This window comes from Pseudomonas sp. 382 (assembly GCF_002759075.1).
GTDB lineage: Bacteria > Pseudomonadota > Gammaproteobacteria > Pseudomonadales > Pseudomonadaceae > Aquipseudomonas > Aquipseudomonas vlassakiae.
In genome coordinates this window covers 15,635-38,510 of sequence record NZ_PEMX01000026.1, presented here as the reverse complement: position 1 = coordinate 38,510, position 22,876 = coordinate 15,635, and the positions used below count along the sequence as shown (strand labels likewise).

At 62.8% G+C, this 22,876-nt stretch carries 28 protein-coding genes; 18 read left to right on the top strand and 10 right to left on the bottom strand.

Features of this window, described 5'->3' with window-relative positions; translation table 11 throughout:
* Positions 1 to 40: 40 nt before the first annotated feature.
* The 8 genes from CQW31_RS22975 (at position 41) to CQW31_RS22940 (ending at position 3,408) form a co-directional block, all read left to right on the top strand.
* Complete coding sequence (locus CQW31_RS22975) at positions 41 to 646, top strand: hypothetical protein (protein ID WP_176506147.1); 606 nt, start codon at positions 41 to 43, stop codon at positions 644 to 646.
* 84 nt (positions 647 to 730) lie between these two features.
* Positions 731 to 1,360 carry a hypothetical protein gene (locus CQW31_RS22970; RefSeq protein ID WP_096010127.1) on the top strand — a complete coding sequence of 210 codons (630 nt, stop codon included), beginning with the start codon at positions 731 to 733 and terminating at the stop codon, positions 1,358 to 1,360.
* The gene (locus tag CQW31_RS22965; protein ID WP_099815467.1) at positions 1,357 to 1,578 is read left to right on the top strand and encodes a hypothetical protein; all 222 of its coding nucleotides are present in this window, start codon (positions 1,357 to 1,359) and stop codon (positions 1,576 to 1,578) included. The genes CQW31_RS22970 and CQW31_RS22965 overlap by 4 nt, the downstream gene beginning before the upstream one ends.
* Positions 1,575 to 1,886, top strand: a complete 312-nt coding sequence (locus tag CQW31_RS22960; RefSeq protein WP_099815466.1) for a DUF551 domain-containing protein — start codon at positions 1,575 to 1,577, stop codon at positions 1,884 to 1,886. The genes CQW31_RS22965 and CQW31_RS22960 overlap by 4 nt, the downstream gene beginning before the upstream one ends.
* A complete protein-coding gene (locus tag CQW31_RS22955; RefSeq protein WP_099815465.1) occupies positions 1,883 to 2,302 on the top strand; it encodes a DUF2591 domain-containing protein in 420 nt (139 codons plus the stop codon). The genes CQW31_RS22960 and CQW31_RS22955 overlap by 4 nt, the downstream gene beginning before the upstream one ends.
* A gap of 43 nt (positions 2,303 to 2,345) precedes the next feature.
* On the top strand, positions 2,346 to 2,564 hold the full coding sequence (locus CQW31_RS22950; RefSeq protein WP_099815464.1) for a hypothetical protein: 219 nt from the start codon (positions 2,346 to 2,348) through the stop codon (positions 2,562 to 2,564).
* Positions 2,565 to 2,615: 51 nt separating this feature from the next.
* Positions 2,616 to 3,092 carry a hypothetical protein gene (locus tag CQW31_RS22945; protein WP_099815463.1) on the top strand — a complete coding sequence of 159 codons (477 nt, stop codon included), beginning with the start codon at positions 2,616 to 2,618 and terminating at the stop codon, positions 3,090 to 3,092.
* Positions 3,093 to 3,129: 37 nt separating this feature from the next.
* Positions 3,130 to 3,408 (top strand): pyocin activator PrtN family protein, encoded by a 279-nt coding sequence (locus CQW31_RS22940; RefSeq protein WP_099815462.1) that lies wholly within the window; start codon positions 3,130 to 3,132, stop codon positions 3,406 to 3,408.
* Here CQW31_RS22940 and CQW31_RS22935 read toward each other — a convergent pair.
* Positions 3,377 to 4,519 (bottom strand): site-specific integrase, encoded by a 1,143-nt coding sequence (locus CQW31_RS22935; RefSeq protein ID WP_099815461.1) that lies wholly within the window; start codon positions 4,517 to 4,519, stop codon positions 3,377 to 3,379. The genes CQW31_RS22940 and CQW31_RS22935 overlap by 32 nt on opposite strands.
* Positions 4,520 to 4,618: 99 nt before the next feature.
* Between CQW31_RS22935 and dusA the strand changes: the two genes are divergently transcribed.
* From dusA to CQW31_RS22920, 3 genes are all read left to right on the top strand, one after another.
* Positions 4,619 to 5,629: a tRNA dihydrouridine(20/20a) synthase DusA gene (gene dusA / locus CQW31_RS22930; protein ID WP_099815460.1), complete on the top strand. Its 1,011-nt coding sequence runs from the start codon at positions 4,619 to 4,621 to the stop codon at positions 5,627 to 5,629.
* Positions 5,630 to 5,798: 169 nt separating this feature from the next.
* Positions 5,799 to 6,725, top strand: a complete 927-nt coding sequence (tal, locus tag CQW31_RS22925; RefSeq protein WP_054883513.1) for a transaldolase — start codon at positions 5,799 to 5,801, stop codon at positions 6,723 to 6,725.
* A 96-nt stretch (positions 6,726 to 6,821) separates the two neighbouring features.
* Positions 6,822 to 8,663, top strand: coding sequence for an alkaline phosphatase D family protein (locus tag CQW31_RS22920; protein WP_099815459.1), 1,842 nt, complete (start codon positions 6,822 to 6,824; stop codon positions 8,661 to 8,663).
* A gap of 139 nt (positions 8,664 to 8,802) precedes the next feature.
* On the opposite strand, the gene rssC is transcribed toward CQW31_RS22920, so the two are convergent.
* Both rssC and rssB read right to left on the bottom strand, forming a co-directional pair.
* Positions 8,803 to 9,285, bottom strand: coding sequence for an anti-sigma factor antagonist RssC (rssC, locus tag CQW31_RS22915; protein WP_027919583.1), 483 nt, complete (start codon positions 9,283 to 9,285; stop codon positions 8,803 to 8,805).
* Complete coding sequence (gene rssB, locus CQW31_RS22910; protein ID WP_099815509.1) at positions 9,282 to 10,466, bottom strand: two-component system response regulator RssB; 1,185 nt, start codon at positions 10,464 to 10,466, stop codon at positions 9,282 to 9,284. Before rssB ends, rssC begins: the two co-directional genes overlap by 4 nt.
* Before the next feature lie 270 nt (positions 10,467 to 10,736).
* Here rssB and CQW31_RS22905 point away from each other — a divergent pair, with 270 nt between their 5' ends.
* Positions 10,737 to 11,036 carry a PilZ domain-containing protein gene (locus CQW31_RS22905; RefSeq protein WP_054883511.1) on the top strand — a complete coding sequence of 100 codons (300 nt, stop codon included), beginning with the start codon at positions 10,737 to 10,739 and terminating at the stop codon, positions 11,034 to 11,036.
* 52 nt (positions 11,037 to 11,088) lie between these two features.
* On the opposite strand, the gene CQW31_RS22900 is transcribed toward CQW31_RS22905, so the two are convergent.
* A complete protein-coding gene (locus CQW31_RS22900; protein WP_054883510.1) occupies positions 11,089 to 11,796 on the bottom strand; it encodes a VacJ family lipoprotein in 708 nt (235 codons plus the stop codon).
* A 189-nt stretch (positions 11,797 to 11,985) separates the two neighbouring features.
* On the opposite strand from CQW31_RS22900, the gene CQW31_RS22895 reads away from it, so the two are divergent.
* Both CQW31_RS22895 and CQW31_RS22890 read left to right on the top strand, forming a co-directional pair.
* Complete coding sequence (locus tag CQW31_RS22895; RefSeq protein ID WP_099815458.1) at positions 11,986 to 12,549, top strand: phosphonoacetaldehyde phosphonohydrolase-related protein; 564 nt, start codon at positions 11,986 to 11,988, stop codon at positions 12,547 to 12,549.
* Between the two features lie 123 nt (positions 12,550 to 12,672).
* Positions 12,673 to 12,936 (top strand): DUF4404 family protein, encoded by a 264-nt coding sequence (locus CQW31_RS22890; RefSeq protein ID WP_054883508.1) that lies wholly within the window; start codon positions 12,673 to 12,675, stop codon positions 12,934 to 12,936.
* A gap of 39 nt (positions 12,937 to 12,975) precedes the next feature.
* Here CQW31_RS22890 and queF read toward each other — a convergent pair whose 3' ends face one another.
* Complete coding sequence (gene queF / locus CQW31_RS22885) at positions 12,976 to 13,806, bottom strand: NADPH-dependent 7-cyano-7-deazaguanine reductase QueF (protein ID WP_054883507.1); 831 nt, start codon at positions 13,804 to 13,806, stop codon at positions 12,976 to 12,978.
* 68 nt (positions 13,807 to 13,874) lie between these two features.
* The gene (locus CQW31_RS22880) at positions 13,875 to 14,402 is read right to left on the bottom strand and encodes a plastocyanin/azurin family copper-binding protein (protein ID WP_099815457.1); all 528 of its coding nucleotides are present in this window, start codon (positions 14,400 to 14,402) and stop codon (positions 13,875 to 13,877) included.
* A gap of 247 nt (positions 14,403 to 14,649) precedes the next feature.
* Between CQW31_RS22880 and cinR the strand changes: the two genes are divergently transcribed.
* Complete coding sequence (cinR, locus tag CQW31_RS22875; RefSeq protein ID WP_054883505.1) at positions 14,650 to 15,330, top strand: two-component system response regulator CinR; 681 nt, start codon at positions 14,650 to 14,652, stop codon at positions 15,328 to 15,330.
* A complete protein-coding gene (locus CQW31_RS22870) occupies positions 15,330 to 16,673 on the top strand; it encodes a heavy metal sensor histidine kinase (protein WP_178075583.1) in 1,344 nt (447 codons plus the stop codon). The genes cinR and CQW31_RS22870 overlap by 1 nt, the downstream gene beginning before the upstream one ends.
* 39 nt (positions 16,674 to 16,712) lie before the next feature.
* On the opposite strand, the gene CQW31_RS22865 is transcribed toward CQW31_RS22870, so the two are convergent.
* The 3 genes from CQW31_RS22865 to CQW31_RS22855 are packed head-to-tail and all read right to left on the bottom strand — an operon-like array spanning position 16,713 to position 19,955.
* Positions 16,713 to 17,954, bottom strand: a complete 1,242-nt coding sequence (locus tag CQW31_RS22865) for a lipoprotein-releasing ABC transporter permease subunit (RefSeq protein ID WP_054883504.1) — start codon at positions 17,952 to 17,954, stop codon at positions 16,713 to 16,715.
* A 59-nt stretch (positions 17,955 to 18,013) separates the two neighbouring features.
* On the bottom strand, positions 18,014 to 18,697 hold the full coding sequence (gene lolD / locus CQW31_RS22860; RefSeq protein ID WP_176506135.1) for a lipoprotein-releasing ABC transporter ATP-binding protein LolD: 684 nt from the start codon (positions 18,695 to 18,697) through the stop codon (positions 18,014 to 18,016).
* A gap of 7 nt (positions 18,698 to 18,704) precedes the next feature.
* Positions 18,705 to 19,955: a lipoprotein-releasing ABC transporter permease subunit gene (locus tag CQW31_RS22855; protein WP_054883502.1), complete on the bottom strand. Its 1,251-nt coding sequence runs from the start codon at positions 19,953 to 19,955 to the stop codon at positions 18,705 to 18,707.
* Positions 19,956 to 20,048: 93 nt separating this feature from the next.
* On the opposite strand from CQW31_RS22855, the gene CQW31_RS22850 reads away from it, so the two are divergent.
* Together CQW31_RS22850 and CQW31_RS22845 are read left to right on the top strand one after the other, a co-directional pair.
* Entirely contained in the window at positions 20,049 to 20,633 is a 585-nt protein-coding gene (locus CQW31_RS22850) for a PilZ domain-containing protein (protein WP_099815456.1), read from the top strand.
* 30 nt (positions 20,634 to 20,663) lie between these two features.
* Positions 20,664 to 21,380 (top strand): glycerophosphodiester phosphodiesterase, encoded by a 717-nt coding sequence (locus CQW31_RS22845; protein WP_099815455.1) that lies wholly within the window; start codon positions 20,664 to 20,666, stop codon positions 21,378 to 21,380.
* Positions 21,381 to 21,428: 48 nt separating this feature from the next.
* Here CQW31_RS22845 and sthA read toward each other — a convergent pair whose 3' ends face one another.
* Positions 21,429 to 22,823 (bottom strand): Si-specific NAD(P)(+) transhydrogenase, encoded by a 1,395-nt coding sequence (gene sthA / locus CQW31_RS22840; protein ID WP_054883499.1) that lies wholly within the window; start codon positions 22,821 to 22,823, stop codon positions 21,429 to 21,431.
* Positions 22,824 to 22,876 lie beyond the last annotated feature (53 nt).

Genomic DNA, 22,876 nt, shown 5'->3' with positions numbered 1-22,876 from the left:
ACATCTGCGGCAAGGGCCGAGCCCACGGCAACCACACCAAATGCAGCGCCGAACGCCAGAGGCGGGCTCAGGAGAAGCAATCGTGAAAACTGACGGACTTATCAAGAGCATTGATGCGCTGCTATCGCTTGATGCGCGCGGTGCGCTGGTTCCACACGGCATAGGCGACTTGGCACGCGAACTGCTGGAGAAATGCGCCGAGGCGTTGACCCAGCCAGCCGAGCAGAAACAGGGCGAGCTTGAGCGGCTACGCGAACATGTCGGAGCCTATGAGGCGTCACGCGCTCGATTGCATGAATGGCTTCGGAAAGAGCAGCTGAAGAACATTGCGCTGCGCTCCCAGCTGGCCGAGCAGGTGTCCCTGTTGCGCGATATGCATGACAGTCCGTATCACTACATCAGAGACTTCAAGCCACGTATCGACGCCGCTCTATCCGCCAGCGCAGAGCCGGTAACACCTCAGAGTGAGCCAGAGAAGCCCAGCCGTTGCACCAGCTGCGACAACTGCCAAGGCTTCAACACCGGGCACGACAGCAGCCAGCAGTTGCCCTACAGCATCCGCTGTGACAACTGCCACAAAGAAGCCCGAGCGGTTGATCACTCCGGCCTGACCAGAGCCTGGAACGCGCTAAATCAGAGCGAATGACCGCAGGAGTACAAATGTACTCCACCCAGCTGTAACCCCTCTCCCCTCTATTCACTGCCGCGATATGGCGGCCAAGGCGAAGCTATGTCTCAAGCAAAGGAACGCCCGATCTTGTTCAGCGGGCCGATGGTCCGCGCCATTCTGGAAGGCCGGAAGACGGTCACCCGCCGAGCGGTAAAGATTCAGCCCCGGTCGAAGGGCGATATCGGCAGATACGGCCTTGGCCAGCCATTCATACGCCACCCAGACCCGACTAAGCGCAACCCTGAATGTCCGTACGGTCGGCCAGGTCACCGCCTGTGGGTGCGCGAGAGCTGGGTGGCAGATGCCCAACTCGACTCGATCGCGCCGCGTGACCTGAGCCAGGGCGAGCCAATCCTGTACCCAGCAGATGGAAGCGTCCGTCAGACAGGATGTGCAATGGTCTCGCAGGGCCGAGGGCGCCCATCGATCCACATGCCCCGCTGGGCCAGCCGCATCCTGCTGGAGATCACCGACGTGAGCGTCGAGCGCCTGCAGGACATCAGCGTGCAGCAGGTCCGCGAGGAAGGCTGCGAGGTCCGCGAGTTCTGGCTATTCGGTGCAGACGCCGAGAAACGTCAGCAGATAGCCGCATCCGTGTTTGGCGGCTTGTGGAAGGACATCAACGGCCAGGAAAGCTGGGACGCCAACCCATGGGTCTGGGTTGTCGAGTTCAAGAGGGTCCAGCCATGACCCGCCTCGCCCTCTGCCTCCTGCTGATGGCCACCCTGGCCGGCTGCGACTTCGAAGTCTGCATCGATGCCTCCGGCAAGAACTGCAGCCAGGCCCGCGCCAGCACCTGCGAGTTCAGCGCTGAAACACGGCGCCAGCTCTCCCCGCACGAAACACAACCCGAACCTACACCCGCACTGGCGCCTGGGCGCTGGATTGATGAGAGGTATCAGCTGTGAGCGAATGGATCAAATGCAGCGACAAGCTGCCGGAAACCGCAGTCAACTCCGACACCACCTTCATCGTCGCTGTCTACCGCAGTCGAACGGACAAGACCTACGTGTTCGCAGCGGAATGGCTGAACGAGAAGCTACTCAATACCGATGATGACGAGCAGCCTGAAGAAGGCACGCCCTTTACTGGTTGGTATTCGCTCGAGCCGCACGACGACTTCGACGAATACTGGATGCCGCTTATTGATGCTGGATCAGGGGATGAGGTGACCCACTGGCAACCCATGCCTGCCCCGCCGAGCACCCAACCATGAACGACCTGATGGAAGTGAAGACGGCAGACCTGGCCGGCGAGGCGCTTGGGTGGGCGGTCGGCAAGGCGGAGGGCCTGGACGTGTTCCTGGCCCCTCCGCAGTACGGCAACCCCTGGCGGGTGTTCGCCCGGTACCAGGCCAGCGCCACCGAGCACACCAAGCGCTACAACCCTTGGGAAGACTGGGCGCTGGGCGGGCCGCTGGCTGTGAAGTATCAGGTGTCGATAATCCCGGAGGCGCATGAAGGACCCGAGGGAACCGAGATGTCGCAGCGCTGGCGGGCCAGCGTTTATTACAGGGCCGGCGAGCACTACGGCACGGAATATTGCGACGCCGCCCTCATTGCCACGTGCCAAGCAGTTGTTGCCACCGAGTTCGGCGATACCGTCCAGGTGCCGAAGGAGCTGCTGACATGATCGCCATCGCCTTCGTCGCCTTCCACCTTTGCAGGTGGCCACGATGACCTGCATCCGTATCGAGCACGGCTTTGTCTGCCGGTCACCGTTCTACCGCCTGCCACTGGCCGACGGAACCCGGGTGTTCATGAGCTGGCATAACTACCTCGGACCGACGTTCTTCCGCGATCGCCATGAGCAGCGCGAGATCGAGGACTGGTATGACAACCCGCTGATCTGCGACGCGCTCGACTGGTTCTGCAAGCGCGGCAATCGCGCCTAACCCCTCCCCCTACAACTCAAGCCCGCCGACATGCGCGGGCGAGGATTACCTATGTCCGCAATCAACCGATTCCACGAAGTTGCCAACGATGCGCTGGTGATGATCAGCGACAACCTGGTGCCAGAAGCCAAGCTGACCCTGGCGATCTACATACCAGGAAAGCCAGAACAAGACATCGTCTTGATGGGTCCTGGCTCGAACCCTGACGAGGTCGTGAACACCTTGCGCCGGCGCAGCGGCCTCAGCCTCGACGGCGATAACGCCTATAAGCGCGGGATTTGCGATGTGGCCGTGGGCTCCATGGCGGCCGGAAAGCAGAACAACAACCCTCCGCCAGCCGGCCACTGGGGGCAACGCTTCTGGGAAATCGGCCGGGCCGAAGGCGAGGCCCAGGAAAAACTGTTGGCAGCCCTTGAACATCTGGTCGCCGTGACAACCCCTGACGCCAATGACCAGATCGGCGCCAAGGAAGAGCACCTGGCCTCCCTCGAAAATGCACGCACGCTGATCCGCATGCACCGATCCTGACCATCAACTTGCCGCCGCCGGCGGCGCGGAGACACTTATGAATACCGCATTCCTGCTGATGGCCCAGTACAACGGCCGGGCCATCATCCCCATCGACCTGGTCTGCAAGGACTTCTTCGATATCACCCCAACCAAGCTCAAGGCCAAGGTGGCCCGCGGCGAAATCAATCTCCCGCTGGTCTGGATGGAGTCGAGCCAGAAAGGCGCACGCGGTGTGCACCTGAACGACCTGGCCGCTTACATCGATGACCAGCACGCCAAGGCCAAGGCCGAGCAGGACAAACTCATGGGGCGAGGCCAGCGGCGAGCCTCTTGACCTTCCTTGGGGCCTCGATAACGGGGCCCGTTACCACCTCTTCCAGCATCTCCCACCCTTCATAGGGGTCTCCCTTCCCCCGCAGGTGCGTATAGCGCCGCATCGAGTTCCAATCCCGGTGGCCCGACACGCTGGCCACGCGCGGAATATCCCACCCCTTTTCGAACAAGCGGCTTACGCCATCGTGGCGCAGGTCATGGAAGTGCAAGTCTTTGATCTGCAGGAAATGACAGGCCCTAGTAAACGATGCCGATATCGACCGGTGGTTGTACGGGAACACCTCGTCAGCCACCTTGGGCATGGACTGCAGAATGCGCCAGGCTTCGTCTGGCATGTGGCACCACACGTCGTTGCCGTACTTCTGACCCGGGTTTTTCATGTCTGTGATCAGCGCCGACTGCTCCTGGTCATTGAGCGCATCCCAGCGTATCCGCGTGATTTCCTCCTGGCGCCGGGTCGAGAACAGTGCGAACACCACCACGCGCACCATGTCGATCTCTTGCCGCCTGGCATCGCGCACCTTCTGGAAGTACTTGATGATGCGCTCCAGCTCGTCCCGCGTCGGCCGGCGGTTGCGCTCGACGCTCTTGGTCACGGCGCCCATCTTCTTTAATACGCGCCGGGCATCTGGCATGGCCAGCGGATCGACCTCATAGCCCCAAGCCGGCCTGGCCACCGACAGGACAGCGCCAAGGTGCGCCAGGTCGTTGCCGACCGTCTGCGGCTGGATACCGTCCTTCTCGATCCGGTCCATGGCGTAGTCCACCAGCTTCTGGCTGGTCAGGTCCTTGTCTGCCACTTCACCAAGCCAAGTTTCGCCAATCGCCTTGAGGGTTGCGCGCTTGGTCTTGCCCAGCGGCCGCAGCTTCTCGTACTCGACCAGGTACTGGTCGATCATCTGCTTGACGGTCACGCCCTTGCGGTTCGCCTTCTCAATGGCCCCAGGCTCGTACAGTTCGGCCTCGCGCTTCCTGATCCAGGCCTGCGCCGTCGCCTTCCGGTCGAACGTCTGGCTTTCCTGATAAACTGCCTTCCCTTCCTTCATGATTCGGATCTGGGCCGTAAAGCCCGAAGACCCGTCCTTGCGCTTGCGCTGCGTGATGGTTCCCATTATTTGCTACACGGCTGTTTGCGGTTGCTACATTGTAGCAAGCGCAGTAGCAAAACCAGCAAGAACCAGAATAAAGCGGCAACAAACAGAGATAGAGAAATGCAGCAGATACAAGCAGGAAACCCCGGAACCTCAAGCGATACAGTAGTTAGGAGGTTTTCTGTTGCGCCGATGATGGACTGGACTGACCGCCACTGCCGGTTCTTCCTGCGCCTGCTCTCCAAGCACACTCTGCTCTACACCGAAATGGTCACCACCGGTGCCCTCCTGCACAACGACTCCCACCGTTTCCTGCGCCACGACGCCTCCGAGCACCCGCTGGCCCTGCAGTTGGGCGGCAGCGTGCCGGCCGAGCTGGCCGCTTGTGCCAAGTTGGCCGAGGAAGCTGGTTACGACGAGGTCAACCTCAACGTCGGCTGCCCGAGCGACCGGGTGCAGAACAACATGATCGGCGCCTGCCTGATGGCCCACCCGGCGCTGGTCGCCGATTGCGTGAAGGCCATGCAGGACGCGGTATCCACGCCCGTGACGGTGAAGCACCGCATTGGCATCAATGGCCGCGACAGCTATGCCGAGCTGCGCGATTTCGTTGGCCAGGTGCGAGAGGCCGGTTGCCGCAGTTTTACCGTGCATGCGCGGATCGCGATTCTCGAAGGGCTGTCGCCGAAGGAAAACCGCGAGATCCCGCCGCTGTGCTACGACGTGGCCGCGCAGCTCAAGGCTGACTTCCCGGACCTGGAGATCGTGCTCAATGGCGGGATCAAGACCCTGGCGCAATGCCAGGCGCATCTTCAGACCTTCGATGGCGTGATGCTGGGACGCGAGGCGTACCACAACCCTTACCTGCTGGCCGAGGTGGATCAGCAGCTGTTTGCCAGCGAAGCGCCGGTGGTGAGCCGCAGCGAGGCACTGGCGCAACTGCGGCCTTATATCGTGGCGCATATGGAGAGTGGCGGCGCTATGCATCACATCACCCGGCATATCCTGGGGCTTGGCCAGGGGTTCCCGGGTGCGCGGCGGTTCCGGCAGCTGTTGTCGGCGGATATTCACAAGGCGGCGGAGCCGCTGAAGGTGTTTGATCAGGCGGCGGAGTTGATGCAGGGGCGGTGAGGCTGGGGCTGACAGGCGCTGCAACACTCAAGGCGAACACCCAGGGAACCTCACGCCACCTCCTGACTCGAATCATCACCGTCGGCACTTCTGCCCCGCCCCACTGGCCTCTTGAGCGCCCGTCGGGCCTCGGGTAATGTCGAGTAAATGCACAGGACAGAGCACGCCCATGACCTCCAAGCTGGAACAACTCAAGCAGTTCACCACCGTGGTTGCCGACACCGGGGACCTGGATGCCATCACCCGCCTCAAGCCGGTCGATGCCACCACCAACCCTTCCCTGCTGCTCAAGGCCGCGGCCATCCCGGGCTACGCCGAGCTGCTCAAGCAAGTGAAGGCCGATGCCAAGGGCGATGTCGACCTGGCCTGCGACAAGTTCGCCGTGGCCGTGGGCGCGGGCATTCTCAAAGTCATTCCAGGGCGCATCTCCACCGAGGTGGATGCGCGCCTGTCGTTCGATGAGCCGGCGCTGCTGAACAAGGCACGCCAGCTGATCGGCCTGTACGAAACCGCAGGGGTGTCGAAAAACCGCGTGCTGATCAAGCTGGCCTCCACCTGGGAAGGCATCCGCGCTGCCGAGAAGCTGGAAAAGGAAGGCATCCAGACCAACCTGACCCTGCTGTTCTCCTTCGCCCAGGCCCAGGCCTGCGCCGACGCCGGGGTGTTTCTGATTTCGCCATTCGTGGGCCGCATCTACGACTGGTACAAGAAGAATACCGGCCAGGAATACGTCGGCGCCGAAGACCCGGGCGTGCAGTCGGTCACGCGCATCTACAACTACTACAAGGCCAATGGCTACGACACCGTGGTCATGGGCGCCAGCTTCCGCAACCTCGGCCAGATCGAACAGCTGGCCGGGTGTGATCGCCTGACCATCAGCCCGGACCTGCTGGACAAGCTGAGCAGCGACCAAGGCGAACTGCCGCGGGTTCTCAAGCCGGGCAATGCCGGTGAAGCCAGACAGGTGCTGAACGAAAGCCAGTTCCGCTGGGCGATGAACGAAGATGCCATGGGCACCGAGAAGCTGGCTGAAGGTATTCGCCAGTTCGCCCGGGATCAGGAAAAACTCGAGAAGTTGATGGCTGAAAAAGCCTGATACATCTAAGGTTTGCCAGGCGGGCGGGAAATGTTCAGCATTTTCCGCCCGTTTCGTTTCAGCGGGCTGTGAACGCGTTCCGAACCCAAAGGCAAAATGACCTCATCCCCCTTGCCCCTCGTACTCTCCGGCCCGGTACTGCGCCGCCTTGAACCGCAAAGGCTGGCCATCTGGCTGGTCGGCAGCCAACCCCTGCAACCTGAATTCATCTTCGACGGCACCGCCCAGGTCGATTGCCAGGTCATTGCCGTCGGCCAGCACGCCTTCGTTCACCTGTTGGACGTCCACTTCGCCGAGCCCCTGCCGCGCAACGTCGCCATCGCCTATGACCTGCTGATCGACGGCCAGGGCGTTGCCGGCTGGGCCCCGCACCTGCTCTACCCCGGCAGCCAACGCCCCAGCCTGGTGCTGCGTGACCGCCTCGATCAGCTGCTGCACGGGTCCTGTCGCAAACCGCATTACCCTGCCGCCGACGGCCTGCTCTGCGCCGACCGCCTGCTGCAGGCCTGCCAACGCCCCGAGGACCGCCCCGCCGTGCTCTTGATGAGCGGTGATCAGGTGTATGCCGACGACGTCGCCGGCCCGATGCTGCGGGCCATTCACTCGCTGATCGAACGCCTGGGGTTGTTCGACGAAGCGCTGGATGGCGCAGTCGTGACCGACAGCCAGGCGCTCTACCGGCATGCTGCCAGTTACTACCATCGTGCCGACCTGCTGCCGGCCCAGGCCCGCAACGAAACCCTGCGCGAACGCTTCTTCGGCGGCAAGCGCAAACCGATATTCTCTTCCAGCAATGCCGACAACCACCTGGTGACCTTAGCCGAGGTCATGGCCATGTACTTGCTGGTATGGGCGCCCGCGCCCTGGCACCTGGTGGACCTGGGCATGCCTGCCGGCCTGAGCCAGCAAGACCAGGCGCGCTACCATACGGAACTGCCGCTGATCGAAGCTTTCGCCGCCAATCTGGGTGACGTGGCACGGGTGATGGCGCACCTGCCCTGCCTGATGATCTTCGATGATCACGACATCACCGACGACTGGAACCTCTCCGCGCAATGGGAAGAAACCGCCTATGGCCACCCCTTCTCGCGACGAATCATCGGCAACGCGTTATTGGGCTATCTGCTGTGCCAGGCCTGGGGTAACGACCCGGATGGCTGCAACACGCTGATCGGGCGGTGCCAGGCGCTGAGCCAGCAGCAGGACGAGCTGATCAGTGAGCTCCTGCGCTTCCAGGGCTGGCAATACAGCCTGCCCAGCGAGCCGCCGCTGCTGGTGCTGGACACCCGCACCCGCCGTTGGCGCAGCGAGAGCGACCTGGGCAAGCCGTCCGGCCTGCTCGACTGGGAAGCGCTGTGCGAGCTGCAGCAGGCGCTGCTGGACCATCCTTCGGCAATCATCGTGTCACCGGCTCCGGTCTTTGGCGTCAAGCTGATCGAGACCGTGCAGAAGGTGTTCAGCTGGCTGGGCTACCCGTTGCTGGTGGATGCCGAGAACTGGATGGCCCACCGCGGCGCAGCGCAGGTGATCCTCAACATCTTCCGCCATTCGCGCACGCCGGGGCACTACGTGATCCTCTCGGGCGATGTGCATTATTCATTCGTCTATGAGGTGCTGATCCGCCATCGCCAACGCAGCCCGCATCTCTGGCAGGTGACCAGCAGCGGGATCAAGAACGAGTTCCCGCGGCGCTTGCTGAACGTGCTCGACAGGCTCAACCGCTGGTTGTACTCGCCACGTTCACCATTGAACTGGTTTACCAAGCGCCGGCAGATGGAGGTTGCGCCACGCCCACCCAGCCGCAGCAAGGCCGGGGAGCGGTTGTGGAATGGAGCGGGGTTGGGGCAGGTGTTCTTCGATGAGCAGGGGCGACCGGCGCGGGTGCTGCAACTGAGCGCGGATGGCAGTGAGGCGACCGAGTTCGCGCAGCGAGAGTGACTTGCCTGGTGAGGTTGTGGTGGCCTTGCTGGCCTCTTCGCGGCTAAAGCCGCTCGTACAGGGATCTCACCTGCCTTGAGGTCTGTGGAGTAACTGTGGAAGCGGCTTTAGCCGCGAAGGGGCCAGCGCAGGCTGCAGATCAGGTGCGCTCCAGCGCATTCACCAGGTCATGGAACGCTTCGCGGTTGGAGTCATTGAGCCCCATGAGAATCTTGTGCGCCTCCAGCACCTTGGAGCGTACTACATCTTCGTTCTGATCCTGCGACGGCAGGTCGGTCAGGCACTCAGGGCGCGGCACCGGGCGGTCGACGATGTTGAACACCTGGTCGAAGCCCATCGATTGCAGCAGCCGCGAAATATCCGGGTTGGTAGTAACCACGGTCGGCAACAGGCCCACCTTCTGCCGCGACAGGATCGACAGCTTGGCCAGCAGGCCCAGGGTGGTGCTGTCGATGCTTTCGGTTTCGGTCAGGTCGATGACGATGGTCGAGAAGTTCAGTGCGGTGAAAATCTTCTCGATCGTCGCATCCAGCGCCGAACACAGGGTCAGGCGCACTTCACCGACGAATTTCAGCACAAAGGTACCGCTCTGCTCGGCGAACTGGATTCTACCGGTACTCATTGAAGGTTCCTGCTCAACACCAATAGGGCGATATCATCCGGCATCTCCCCAAGCGTAGCCAATCCGAATCGTTGGCGCAGCCCATCCAGGCTACCCCCCGCCGCCTTGACGATATCCGGCAAGGCAGCTTCTTTATCTTTGAGCGTATGCCCCGGCAAAAGGTCCAGAATGCCGTCGGACATCAGGCTCAGGCTGAACTGCGGCGGCAGCTCGATCACCAAGTCCTGGTAGCTCGCTTCGTCGAACAACCCTACCGGCAGGCCTCGGCCTTCCAGGTAGCGGGCTCCGCCGGGGGTAAACAGCACCGGCAGCGGCAGGTGGCCGCCCACGGCATAGGTCAGCAGGCCGGTTTCTTCGTCGATCACGCCACCGACCATGGTCACGTGCTTGCCCAGCTTGCAGTTGATCAAACCACGGTTGATGTGGCTGAGCACTTCCGAAGGCTTGAACTCGCGTAGCTTGCTGTTGCGCTTGAATTCGAACAACAGCCGTGTGGTCATGAACTTCAGCAGCACCGTGACGAACGCCGACGACGCGCCGTGCCCGGAGACATCGGCCAGGTAGAAGGCAATGCGCCGCTCATCCACGCGGAAGTAGTCGACGAAATCGCCCGACAGGTACAGCGATGGAATGATCTGGTGCTCGAAAGAGAACTCGCCGAGCTTCCAGGGGCTTTCTGGCAGCATGTTCATCTGCACTTGGCGACCAGCGGTCTGGTCCTCCTGCAACAGGTGCAGGCTGGCCTCCAGTTCGCGGTTGGCCGCTTCCAGCTTGTCGCGGTAGCGCTGGTTTTCCAGCACCAGGCGCGAACGGTCAAGCGCCCGGCGTACCGAGTGCTCGAGCACGGCCAAGTCTTCCAGCGGCTTGATCAGGTAGTCGGCGGCCCCCAGGCGCAAGGCCTCGACCGCGTCGCTCATCACGCCGGCACCCGAGACCACGATCACCGGCAACTGCGGCGCACGCTCGCTGATCTGGCGGATCAGTTCGAGGCCGCCCATCTGCGGCATGCGCAGATCGCAGATCACGAGGTCGGGCTGGTGTTCTTCAAAGACCTGAAGCCCCTGCTGGCCATTTCCGGCCTGGAGGACGCTGAAGCCACTGTCTTCCAGATAGGCGGCGAGGCTCGCACGGACCACGTCGTCATCATCGATGATCAGCAGCGTTGCACTGATTTTCTGCATGTGGGCGAACGGCGCCGATTTGGGGTGGTGCAGGGGCGTCTGCAAGGCTGACATCCAACTGCTGGAATACTCTGTAGTATCACTCTACTTGAGTTGTAGGCCAAGAACGCGGCCCAGGCAACCAGTCGAGCTACCTCGTAAGGCGCAGACGGTACTCCCATCCGCCAGGCGTTTCAAGCATACGTCGGTCGAGTTCGCTGCTCTTTACAGGGTAAATCACCGAGAGTTATAAAAACGCCAACCAGTACTACCTATTGGGAAGGATGCAGCATGCCTCACACGCCCACCAGCCACAGCGAAAAACGCGATTTCATCCGCATGCGCATCGACACCGAGGTCAGCCTGCTGCATGAGGGGCAGGTCATCGCGGCGATCTGCCTGGACCTTTCCAGCGGCGGCATGCAGGTGCAGGCGCCGCAGCAATTCAAGGTGGGTGACCCCCTGGAGGTGCGCATCGAATCCGATCACCCCGCACTCAAGGGGTTGCATGCCAGCACCGAAGTGGTGTGGATCGCCAATCAACCCGGCGGGCAGCAGAAATTTGGCCTGCGCATCCTGGCCATGCATTGAGCTGAAAATGAAAACGGCGACCCGAAAGTCGCCGTTTTCATGCCTGCCAGGATCAGAAGTCGTCTTCGACTTCGCCATCCTTGACCTTGAACTCGCGGTTCTGCAGGTAGGCATTGCGGATGAAGATGTACTTGTCGCCCTGGATCAGCTTCTCGGCCGACAGCAGGCTGGCGCGCGTGTCGACTACGTTGAGGGCGAAGATCGAATTACGCACCGGCACATCGTTGATGTATCGGTAGGGTTCGGTATAGGAGTCCGGGTACTTGGCCAGGCCGTCACGCACGGTGCTCGGGCCGAGTAGCGGGATCACGACGTATGGACCGCTGGGCACGCCCCAGTGACCGAGGGTCTGGCCGAAGTCTTCGTCGTTGCGCTGCAAGCCCATCTTGCTGCCGACATCGAAGAAGCCACCGATGCCGAACACCGTATTGACGATCAGCCGCGCCGTGTCGACGCCTGCCGCATGGGGCTTGAATTGCAGCACGTCGTTGGCCAGGTTGGTGACATCACCAACGTTGTTGAACATGTTGTGGATGCCATCCTGCAAGAACTGCGGGGTGACCCACTGGTAGCCCTTGGCCAACGGCTTGAGGCCATAGGTATCGATCGCATCGTTGAAACGGAAGATCGGGCGGTTGACCGCTTCCCAGGGATCTTCCTCGGTGGCGGCATGGGTGGCTGCCACGGGCGCCAGCAACAAGCTGGCGCAGACACAGGCCTGGGTGACTCGTTCGATCACACCGGCACCGATCCTACGCATAGATGTTTCTCCATCGAAATTCTCGGTCGCAAACGCCACGTGAGCGCTGCTGTACGGCGGCAGTATAGAGCCTTGTACGCTGATAAACAGCCTTACACATTTTTGCTCAATAATTTGTGAACAACTGTTGCCCGTCACGGCACGGTAACAATCGTCCAATAGCCTGCGGACTATTTCAGGGACGTTACCATGCTCGCTGCACCCGCCATTACCGCTGTGCTGTTCGGCCTGCGCGGTTGCCTGGTCCAGGCCACCGACGGCAACCCCCTGCCCGCCCCTGGCGCCCTCGAAGCCCTGGCCGGCCTGCGCCACGCCCAGGTGCCGTGCATCTGGCTGGACGATCTCGGCAGCCTGCAAAGCAGGCGCCTTGCCAGCGTTCTCCCCGCCTGGCTGCCGGGCCACTCGGTCAATGGTGTGCACTGGCCGGCGCCAAACGCCTGCTGGCAGGCCTTGATGAGCCTGGGCAGCGAACGCCTTGAAGGTTGCGTGCTGGTCAGCGGTGAGCCAAAGCTGCTGCAATCTGGGCTCAACGCCGGCTTGTGGACGGTGGGCCTGGCGGCCTGCAGCCCCTCGTGCGACGCCTCCACCAGGCAATGGCAGGCCATGACCCAGCAAGAGCAGGACCTGGCGCGTGGCAAGGCCACCCTGGGGTTGTTCAGCCTGGGGGTACATTCGGTGATCGACCACCTCGATGAACTGGACGCCTGCCTTGCCGACATCGCCCTGCGTTGCAGCAAGGGCGAAAAACCCTGACACAGCGCCATTGATGTCGATCATGCAAAGCGCCAGCGAGTGGATTACGCTAGGAGACAGGCGAGAACCTTTGCCGCTTCGCTGAGGTCCATGCCTTGCCAAGCCATTGATGGAGAACAGCCAATGCCTGCCCGCGAATTGCAAGAGCGCTTGAACAGCCTGCGCGAGCAACTGGACCGCAACATACCGCTTACGGATGAAGAACTGGCCGCCTTGCACGAAGAGGCCAGGCAGATCGAAGCGCAGTTGAAGCTCGAGGAAGCCACGCCGGACAACAACGTGGTTGACGGGGTGAACCTGGCGATCGAACGTTTCGAGGCCGATCACCCGGACTTGACCGCGACACTGCGCAGCATCGCCAACTCGCTGCACAGTATGGGGATCTGAAACATCTGGGGCCGCTTTGCGGCCCCGATTACATGCAAATTACTGCCGGACCAGCCGCCGGTTCGCCGGGCTGATCGCTCCGGTGCTGCGGTACGGGTTGATATCCAGCCCGCCGCGGCGTACGTACCGCGCATACACCGTCAGGTGCTCAGGCTGCAGCAGGTTCTTCAAGTCCAGGTAAATCCGCTCCACGCACTGCTCATGGAAGTCGGCATGCTGGCGAAAGCTGATCAGGTAGGTCAGCAGGCTGGCATGGTCAAGCGCCCTGCCCTTGTACTCGACCACCACGCTACCCCAGTCCGGCTGGCCGGTCACCGGGCAATTGGATTTGAGCAGGTGGCTGTGCACGGTCTCTTCGACGATGCGCTCCGGGTGGCAGCTCAACAGCTCCGGTTGCGGCTGCTCGTAGTTGTCGATCGCCACATCCAGCGCATCGATGCACTGCCCGGGCAACGCGACCACGCCTTGGGCCTCCACTTCTGCCAAGGTCCGCACTTGCACATCGACGGGTTTGCCAGCGGCCGCCGACAGGTCTTTGACCAGGCACGCCTGGAGCTCGCCGATCGAGGCAAACACGGTCTGATTCAACGAGTTGAGGTAGAGCTTGAACGACTTCGACTCGATGATGTTCGGCGAATCGGCCGGAATGGCGAACTCGCCGATGGCCACCACCGGTTTGCCCGAGGGCAGCAGCCACGACAGCTCGAAGCAGTTCCAGTAGTCCACGCCCTGCCACGGCAAAGTCTGGGCAGTCACACCCAGCTCAGCCCACTTGGCCGTGCGCGGGATCGGGAACAGCAGCGAGGGCGTGTAGGTGGCGATGTATTCGCTGGACTTGCCCAGCGGAGAGTGTTCGGCGGCGGGATGCATGGAAACTGACCTGGAGGTTCGAAATTGCCCCTAGTCTACCGGTTTTGCACCCCGCCTTGGAGTGCCAGTCACTCGATGGTCAGCTTACCGACCATACCGGCCTGGTAATGCCCCGGCACGTTGCAGGCGAATTCGATCGGCGCCGACTTGCGGAACGTCCAGGTCAGCTCGGCGCGCTGGCCAGGCTGCAGCAGCACGGTATTGCCGCCGTCGTGGCCGTGGGCACCGTGGTCCATCGGCTTGGCGGGTGCGTGGCCCATCTGCGAATGGTCCATGCCCTCATGCTGCATGGCAGCGTTGTACATCTTGCCCTGCATGGCGATCATTTCCTTCTGGTGTTCGGCATGCATGGCCTTGTCACCGAGGTTGAACTCATGGGGCAGCTTGCCTTCGTTGATCAGCACGAAGCGCACGGTCTCACCGGCTTTGACGTGCAGGTTCTTGGGCTCGAAGGCGATGTCCTTGAGCACCACTTCGACGGTGCGGGTGGCCTTGGCCGCCGGAGCGGGCTCGCCGAAAGCGAAGGCTTTCGCCTCGCCAGCCAGGGTGGGCAGGCTGGCCAGGGCCAACGCAGCGGCGACGAACAGGTGCTTCATGATGACTCCGAAAGATCACGGCGGGATGAGACCACTCTAGAAGGGCACGGCTGGCGGTTAGCTGACGGGGAGATTACAACTTTGTCAGCTTGGCCGAGGCACAAGTTAGTCACGTATCATTTCTGCCATTACATCCCCCCTGTGGGAGCGGGTTTACCCGCGAATGCTGTAGTGAACGCACCGACGCATTCGCGGGTAAACCCGCTCCCACAAGGAACCGCGTCAACCCTCTGATTGTGGATTGAGCATGAAACTGCTGATCGTCGAAGACCAGGCCCGCACCGGCCAGTACCTGAGCCAGGGCTTGAGCGAAGCCGGGTTTGCCACCGAACTGGCCACCGACGGCGAAACCGGCCAGTACCTGGCCCTGACAGGCGACCACGACCTGCTGATTCTCGACGTGATGCTGCCCGGGCGTGACGGCTGGCAGATTCTGCAAGCGGTGCGCTCTGCCGGGCTGGACACTCCGGTGCTGTTCCTTACCGCCCGCGACGCCGTCGAAGATCGCGTGCACGGCCTTGAATTGGGCGCCGATGACTATCTGGTCAAGCCCTTCGCCTTCTCTGAGCTGCTGGCCCGGGTACGCAGCCTGCTGCGCCGGGGCGCCAGCCCCAGCCAGGACACTACCCTGGGCCTGGCCGACCTGCGCCTGGACCTGATCCGCCGCCGCGCCGAACGGGCGGGCACACGCATCGACCTGACCGCCAAGGAGTTCGCCTTGCTCGAACTGCTGCTGCGCCGCCAGGGTGAGGTGCTGCCCAAATCGCTGATTGCCTCGCAAGTGTGGGACATGAATTTCGACAGCGACACCAACGTGATCGAAGTGGCGGTCCGCCGCCTGCGCCTGAAGATCGACGACCCGCACCCGAACAAGCTGATCCATACCGTGCGCGGCATGGGCTACGTGCTCGAAGAGCGTCACGACTGATGCGCAGGCTTTCCCTCGGCACGCGCCTGGCGCTGCTGTTTGCCGCCTGTACCGCCGCCGTGTCGCTGGGCGCTGGGCTGCTGTTCAACCGCGCCAGCGAGCAGCATTTCATCGAACTGGACCAGCAACTGCTGGAGTCGCGCCTTTCTCTGTTTCGCAGCCAGCTCGCTGGCCTGCAGGGGCCTGGTGAATTGCAAGGCCGCCTGCCTGCCCTGCGCAACGAGCTGAGCCATCAGGCAGACCTGGCGCTGCGCATCGCTGGCCGCGACGGTGCGACCTGGTTCGCCAGCCGTGACAGCCTGCCCAGCACGCCGTCAACGCCGGGGCTTACGACCCTTCACGCCGACGGCATCGATTATCGAAGCCTGTCTGTGCCGCCGGACGCTCAGACGCCTGCGCAACTGACGCTGTTTCTCGACATCACCCATCACCAGCACTTCTTGCAGGGCATGCAGCGCCTGATCTGGCTCACCGTCGGGCTGTCGGCGCTGGCCACCGCCCTGCTCGGTGCCTGGGCCGCACGCAGTGGCTTGCGCCCCTTGCGCCAGATGGGCCGGGTAGCCGCCAGCGTGTCGGCGCGCTCATTGACCACGCGCCTGCCGGTGGCGCAGATGCCCGAGGAGCTCGCGGAACTGGCCACGACCGTCAACGCCATGCTCCAGCGCCTGGACGACGCCTTCCAGCGCCTGTCGGCGTTCTCCGCCGACATCGCCCACGAGTTGCGCACGCCGCTGTCCAACCTGCTGACCCACACCCAGGTCACCCTCACCCGCCCGCGCAGCCTGGAGGAGTACCGCGAGGCACTGCATGGCAACCTCGAGGAACTGCAGTGGATGGCGCAGATGATCAACGACATGCTGTTCCTCGCCAAGGCCGACCACGGCTTGTTGGTGCCTGGGCAAACAGCCCTGGCCCTGCACGATGACGTGGACGCATTGCTGGAGTACTACGCACCGCTGGCCGAGGACAATGACGTGCAGCTGCTGCGCGAAGGCGAGGCGTTACTGCAGGGGGACCGGCCCATGCTGCGCCGGGCGCTGTCGAACCTCCTCGACAATGCCTTGCGCTTCACACCCAGGGGCGGGCAGGTACGGGTAACCTTGGGGCCGGGTTTGCGAATCTGCGTGGCCAATACCGGGGTAGCAATCGAAGCGGCGGCGTTGCCGCGCCTGTTTGATCGGTTTTACCGGGTGGACCCGGCGCGGCGGGAAGGCAGCAGCGAACATGCGGGGTTGGGGTTGGCGATCACCCGTTCGATCGTGCAGGCCCATGGCGGCAGCATTTCGGTGCAGAGCCAGGGGGGCTGGACACGCTTTGTGATCGAATTACCTGAAACCAGGTGAAAGCGGGGCTGCTTTGCAGCCCCGCGGCTCAGGCAGACATCAAACTGCCAGGCCTATCGCCGGCTGTACCTGCGACGCCCGGTAAGCAGGATAGATGGTCGCCAGGAAGCTCATTACCAACCCGGCAGCACAGATCATCAGCACATCCCCGCCCTGCAGCTCGGACGGCAAGCTGCTGACGAAGTAAACATCCGAGGTGAAGATGTGCTGCCCGCTCACCCGCTCCAGCCAGCCGACGATCTGGCTGACATTGAGCGCTGCAAGTACCCCGAACACACCGCCGATCAGGGTGCCGACAATGCCGATCAAGCTGCCCTGGACCATGAACGTGCCCATGATCTGTGCCGGCGTGGCACCCAGGGTGCGCAGAATGGCGATGTCCGGCCCCTTGTCGTTCACCACCATCACCAGGGTGGCGATGATGTTGAATGCGGCCACCGCGATGATCATCAGCAGCAACAGGCCGATCATGGTCTTTTCCATCTTCATCGCGCTGAACAGGCTGCCCTGGGTGTGCGACCAGTCGTCGGCACGGTAGCGATCGCCCAAGCTGGCAGCGATCGCCTTGGACACCTGTGGCGCGGCATACAGGTCATGCAGCTTCAAGCGCACACCTTGGACCTGGCCCGGCGCCCAGCGCTGCATTTCACCGGCATCGGCCACGTGCATGTAGGCCTGCGAGCCGTCCAGTTCGGCACCGACCTTGAAGATGCCGACCACGGTCAGGCGCTGCATGCGCGGGGTGATGCCCCCTGGCTCCTTGCTGATTTCCGGCACGATCAGGGTCAGCTTGTCGCCCGTGTTGAGGCGGAAGCGCCGTGCGGTCAGTTCACCGATGACCACACCGTACTCACCCGGCTGCAGGTCCTGCAGGCGACCCTGGACGATGTGCTGGCCGACGATCGAAACCTTGCCTTCCTCGGCCGGGTCGATGCCGCTGACCTGGATCGGCTGCATCGCGCCCTTGTAGGAGAGCATGCCTTCCATCTCGGTGATCGGCGCTGCGGCCATCACCGCCGGGTTCTGCAGCGCAGCGTCGGCCGCCTTGTGCCAGTCGTCCAACGGTTGCACACCAAGGATCGAGGCATGCGGCACCAGGCCGAGAATGCGCGAGCTCATTTCACGCTGGAAGCCGTTCATCACCGACAGCACCACGATCATCGCCAGCACGCCCAGCGACAGGCCGATCATCGAGGTCATCGAGATGAACGAGATGAAGTGGTTGCGGCGCTTGGCCCGGGTATAGCGTGCGCCGATGAAGATGGGCAAGGGTCTGAACATGTAGGAAACACCCAATTAAAACGGGAAAACGGGGCAGCGCTGCCACCCCGTGCACTCGGTCAGATCGCCACCAGGTGGCCGTCGTCGAGCTTCAGCACGCGGTCCATCTGGCGCGCCAGGTTGAGGTCGTGAGTCACCACCAGGAAGGCGGTACGCGACGCACTGGACAGCTCCTGCATCAGTTCCTGGATGCCTTGGGCGGTGTGATGGTCGAGGTTGCCGGTCGGCTCGTCGAGCATCACCAGGCCCGGGCGGTTGACCAGGGCGCGGGCGATCGCCACGCGCTGGCGCTCGCCACCGGACAGCTCGGCCGGCTTGTGGTGCAGGCGATGGCCCAGGCCGACCCGCTTGAGCAACGCCTCGGCACGCTCACGGGCTTCCGGGATGGCAGTGCGGCCGATCAGCAGCGGCATGCACACGTTCTCCATGGCGGTGAACTCTGGCAACAGGTGGTGGAACTGGTAGACGAAACCCAGCTCGCGGTTGCGCAGCAGGCCGCGGGCGCGCTCGCCAAGGGCCGACAGCTCTTCGCCGGCCAGCCATACGCTGCCCTGGGTCGGCCGGTCGAGGCCACCTAGCAGGTTGAGCAAGGTGCTCTTGCCCGAGCCCGAGCTGCCGACGATGGCCACACGCTCACCAGCGTGCAGCTCCAGGTTGAGCCCGGACAGCACCTGCACCGACTCCGGGCCCTCGTCGTAGGACTTGCCCAGGTTGCGGCAACTCAGAACGGCTTTATCACTCATGCGCGACTCACTCATAACGTAGCGCCTCTGCAGGCTGGGTGCGGGCCGCACGCCAGGCCGGGTACAGGGTGGCGAAGAAACTCAGGACCAGCGCCGCACCACAGACCATGTAAACGTCCTGGGCCTGGATCTGCGACGGCAGGTAATCGATGAAGTAGACGTCGGCGTTGAGGAACTTGTGCCCGATCAGTTTCTCGATGCCGGCGATCACCGCGCTGACATTCAGCGCAGCGACGATCCCGACCACGGCGCCGATCAGGGTGCCGATCACCCCGATCACCGTACCCTGAACCATGAAGATCAGCATGATTTGCCCGGGCGTGGCACCCAGGGTACGCAAGATGGCAATATCGCCGCGCTTGTCGTTGACCACCATCACCAGGGTGGAAATGATGTTGAACGCCGCCACTGCGACGATCAGCAGCAACAGCAGGCCGATCATGGCCTTTTCCATGCGGATCGCCTGGTACAGGTTGCCGTGGGTGCGGGTCCAGTCGCGGCTGTAGTATTCCTGGTCACCGAGCTGCTGGGCGATGCTCCATGCCTCTCGCGGCGCCTGGAACAGGTCGTCGAACTTCAGGCGCAGGCCCTGCACCTGGTCCGGCTTCCAGCGGTGCAGGCGGGACAGGTCGGTGATGTGGGTCAGGCCCAGGTAGCCGTCGATCTCGCCAGCGCCAACGTGGAAGGTGCCGACCACGGTGAAGCGCTTCATGCGCGGGAACATCCCGGCCGGGGTCACGCTGACCTCGGGAGCGACGAAGGTCAGCTTGTCGCCGATGGCGACGCCCAGCTTGGCTGCGGCCTTGTCGCCGATCATGATGCCCCACTCCCCGGCCGCCAGCTTGTCGAGGCTGCCTTGCTGGATGAAGTTGTCGATGATCGACACCTCGCGCTCGCGCGCCGGGTCGATGCCATTGAGCAACACCTTCTGCACCTTGCCATCATGGGTCAGCAGGCCCTGCATCTGCGTGTACGGAGCAACCGCCAGCACGTGCGGATTCTGCTTTACTTGTTGGGCAAGGGCAGACCAGTCGTTGATCGGCTGGCCACTCTCCAGCGTGGCGTGGGGGATCATCCCCAACACGCGGGTACGCATCTCGTGGTCGAAACCGTTCATGACCGAGAGCACCACGATCATCACCACCACGCCCAGGGCGAGGCCGATCATCGAGGTCAGGGAAATGAACGAGACGAAGTGATTACGGCGCTTGGCACGGGTGTAACGCGTACCGATGAATGCGAAAAGAGGTCTGAACATGTCGGGGCTTGTTCGGATGAAAGGGAACGTCCTTGTGGCGAGGCGCCTACGGCGGCTTTACACTCGGACCACCGCCGCAACCATGGGTTCGCCATGACGACATTAGACGAAGAAGATCGCCGCGAATACTACCGCATCGAAGATCGGATCGCACTGGAAATCAGCCCCCTCAGCGCGGCCGAAGCCCTTGAAGCAGAACTGTTGCAGGATGATTCGCCGCTGTTCAACCTGCTCAGCGAATTACACCTGTCCGACTTCGAGTCGCAGCACCTGCTGCGCCAGCTGAGCGAGAAGGACCGCACCCTCGCAGCATTCCTGCGGGCGCAGAACAAACGCCTCGACCTGCTCAGCGCCGTTGTCGCGCAAACCCTGCTCGGCGAAATCGGCCAACCACAACGGGTGATCATCTCCGAAGGGGGCATCGAGTTCGCGCAACCGCGGCAGATCGCCCCCGGCACCCGGGTGAAAGTGAAGATGGTGCTGATGCCACGCGCCCACGGCCTGCTGCTGCGCGGCAAGGTCACCCACTGCGACCGGCGCCCGGACGGCGATTTCGAGGTGGGCACGGAATTCACCGACATGACCGATGCCCAACGGCAACTGCTGGCCCGCTACATCCTGCAACGCCAACAGCAGCAACGGCGCCAGCAACTGGAACAAGACGGCCCCGCCTCCTGAGCCCTATCCCCCTGATTTGAAGGAACGAACGTGACCCTGATCTATGGCCACCGCGGCGCCAAGGGCGAAGCCCCCGAAAATACCCTGAAGAGTTTTCAGCAGTGCCTGTCACACGGCGTGACCCGCTGCGAACTGGACCTGCACCTGTCGGCCGACAACGAACTGATGGTCATCCACGACCCTACCCTCAAGCGCACCACCGGCCGGCGCGGCAAGGTGGTCGAGCACCCGGCTGCCGAGCTGGTCAGGATCGATGCGCGCAAGGGCGGCCCGGGCCACGTGCAGCCCTGCCCCATCCCGAAACTTGAGGAACTGTTCGAGAAGTGTCCGTTCGAGCACTGGCAGCTGGAGGTCAAGAGCGCCTCGCGCACCCGCGCCGCCACAACCGTGCTGGCGATCCGCGAACTGGCGCAGCAATACGGCCTGCTGGACAAGGTGACCATCACCTCGAGCTCACGGGAAGTACTGGGCGCGGCCCAGGAGCTGGTACCGGATGTGAAACGCGGGCTGGTAGCCGAGTACGCCTGGCTCGACCCGTTGAAGGTCGCGCAGAATTATGGCTGCGAGCTGCTGGCGTTGAACTGGACGCTGTGCACCCCAGAGCGCCTGCTCAAGGCACAGGGTCAGGGCTTGCATGTGTCGGTGTGGACGGTCAACGAACCGGCACTGATGCGCCGGCTCGCTGATTTTGGCGTGGACAGCCTGATTACAGACTTTCCCGGTTTGGCCAAGACCACCCTCGGGTAGGGCTGAAATCGGTCTCCCCGACCGGCTCAGGCCACCGGCCGGAGCCGCTTAAAAAAGCCGGTTCAGGCCGTCGTAGGCAGCTACCCGATAGGCTTCGGCCATGGTCGGGTAGTTGAACGTGGTGTTGACGAAGTACTTCAGATTGTTCTGCTCGCCTGGCTGGTTCATGATCGCCTGGCCGATGTGAACGATTTCCGAAGCCTGGTAGCCGAAGCAGTGCACGCCGAGGATTTCCAGGGTTTCGCGGTGGAACAGGATCTTCAGCATGCCTTGCGGCTCGCCGGCGATCTGCGCGCGCGCCATGCTCTTGAAGAACGCCTTGCCCACTTCGTATGGCACCTTGGCCTGGGTCAGCTCCTGCTCGTTCTTGCCGATCGAGCTGATCTCCGGGATGGTATAGATGCCGGTCGGCACGTCATTGACGAAGCGCCAGCTGCCGTTATCGACGATGCTGCCAGAAGCCGAACGGCCCTGGTCATGGGCAGCACTGGCCAGGCTTGGCCAGCCGATCACATCACCGGCGCCATAGACGTTCGGCACGCTGGTGCGGTAGGCCTCGTCGACCTCGATCTGGCCACGGCTGTTGACCTTGATGCCGATGTTTTCCAGGCCCAGCTTGTCGGTGTTGCCGGTACGGCCGTTGCACCACAGCAAGGCGTCGGCCTTGATCTTCTTGCCCGACTTCAGGTGCAGGATGACGCCGTTGTCCAGGCCCTCGACCCGCTCGTACTCCTCGTTGTGGCGCACGGTGATGTTGTTGTTGCTGAAGTGGTAGCTCAGCGCCTGGGAAATTTCCGAATCGAGGAAGCTCAGCAGCTGACCGCGGTTGTCGACCAGCTCGACCAGCACGCCCAGGCCGCTGAAGATCGAGGCGTACTCGCAACCGATCACGCCGGCGCCGTAGACGATCAGCTTGCGCGGGGTGTGGCTCAGGCTGAGGATGGTGTCGCTGTCATAGACACGCGGGTGGTGGAAGTCGATGTCGGCCGGGCGGTACGGGCGCGAGCCGGTGGCAATGATGATGTGCTTGGCGTTGAGCTTCTCGACCACGCCATTCGGGCACACCACTTCGACGGTCTGCTCGTCGGCGAAGCTGCCAGTACCGAAGAACAGATCAACGCGATTACGGGCATAGTAGCCGGTACGCGACGCAACCTGCTTGGCAATGACCTTCTCGGCGCTCTTGAGTACGTCCGGGAACGAGAACCAGCGCGGCTCACCGATGGCACGGAACATCGGGTTGGTGTTGAACTGCATGATCTGCCGCACCGAGTGACGCAGCGCCTTGGACGGGATGGTGCCCAGGTGGGTGCAGTTGCCGCCGACCTGACGGCGGCTGTCGACCATTGCCACCTTGCGCCCCGCTTTGGCGGCGTTCATTGCCGCGCCTTCACCGGCCGGGCCGGAACCCAGCACCACTACGTCGTAGTTGTAGACAGCCATGCGTACTCCTTCAGAACTGGCCCGGGGTTACGGTTACCCGCGGGGCTCGATCA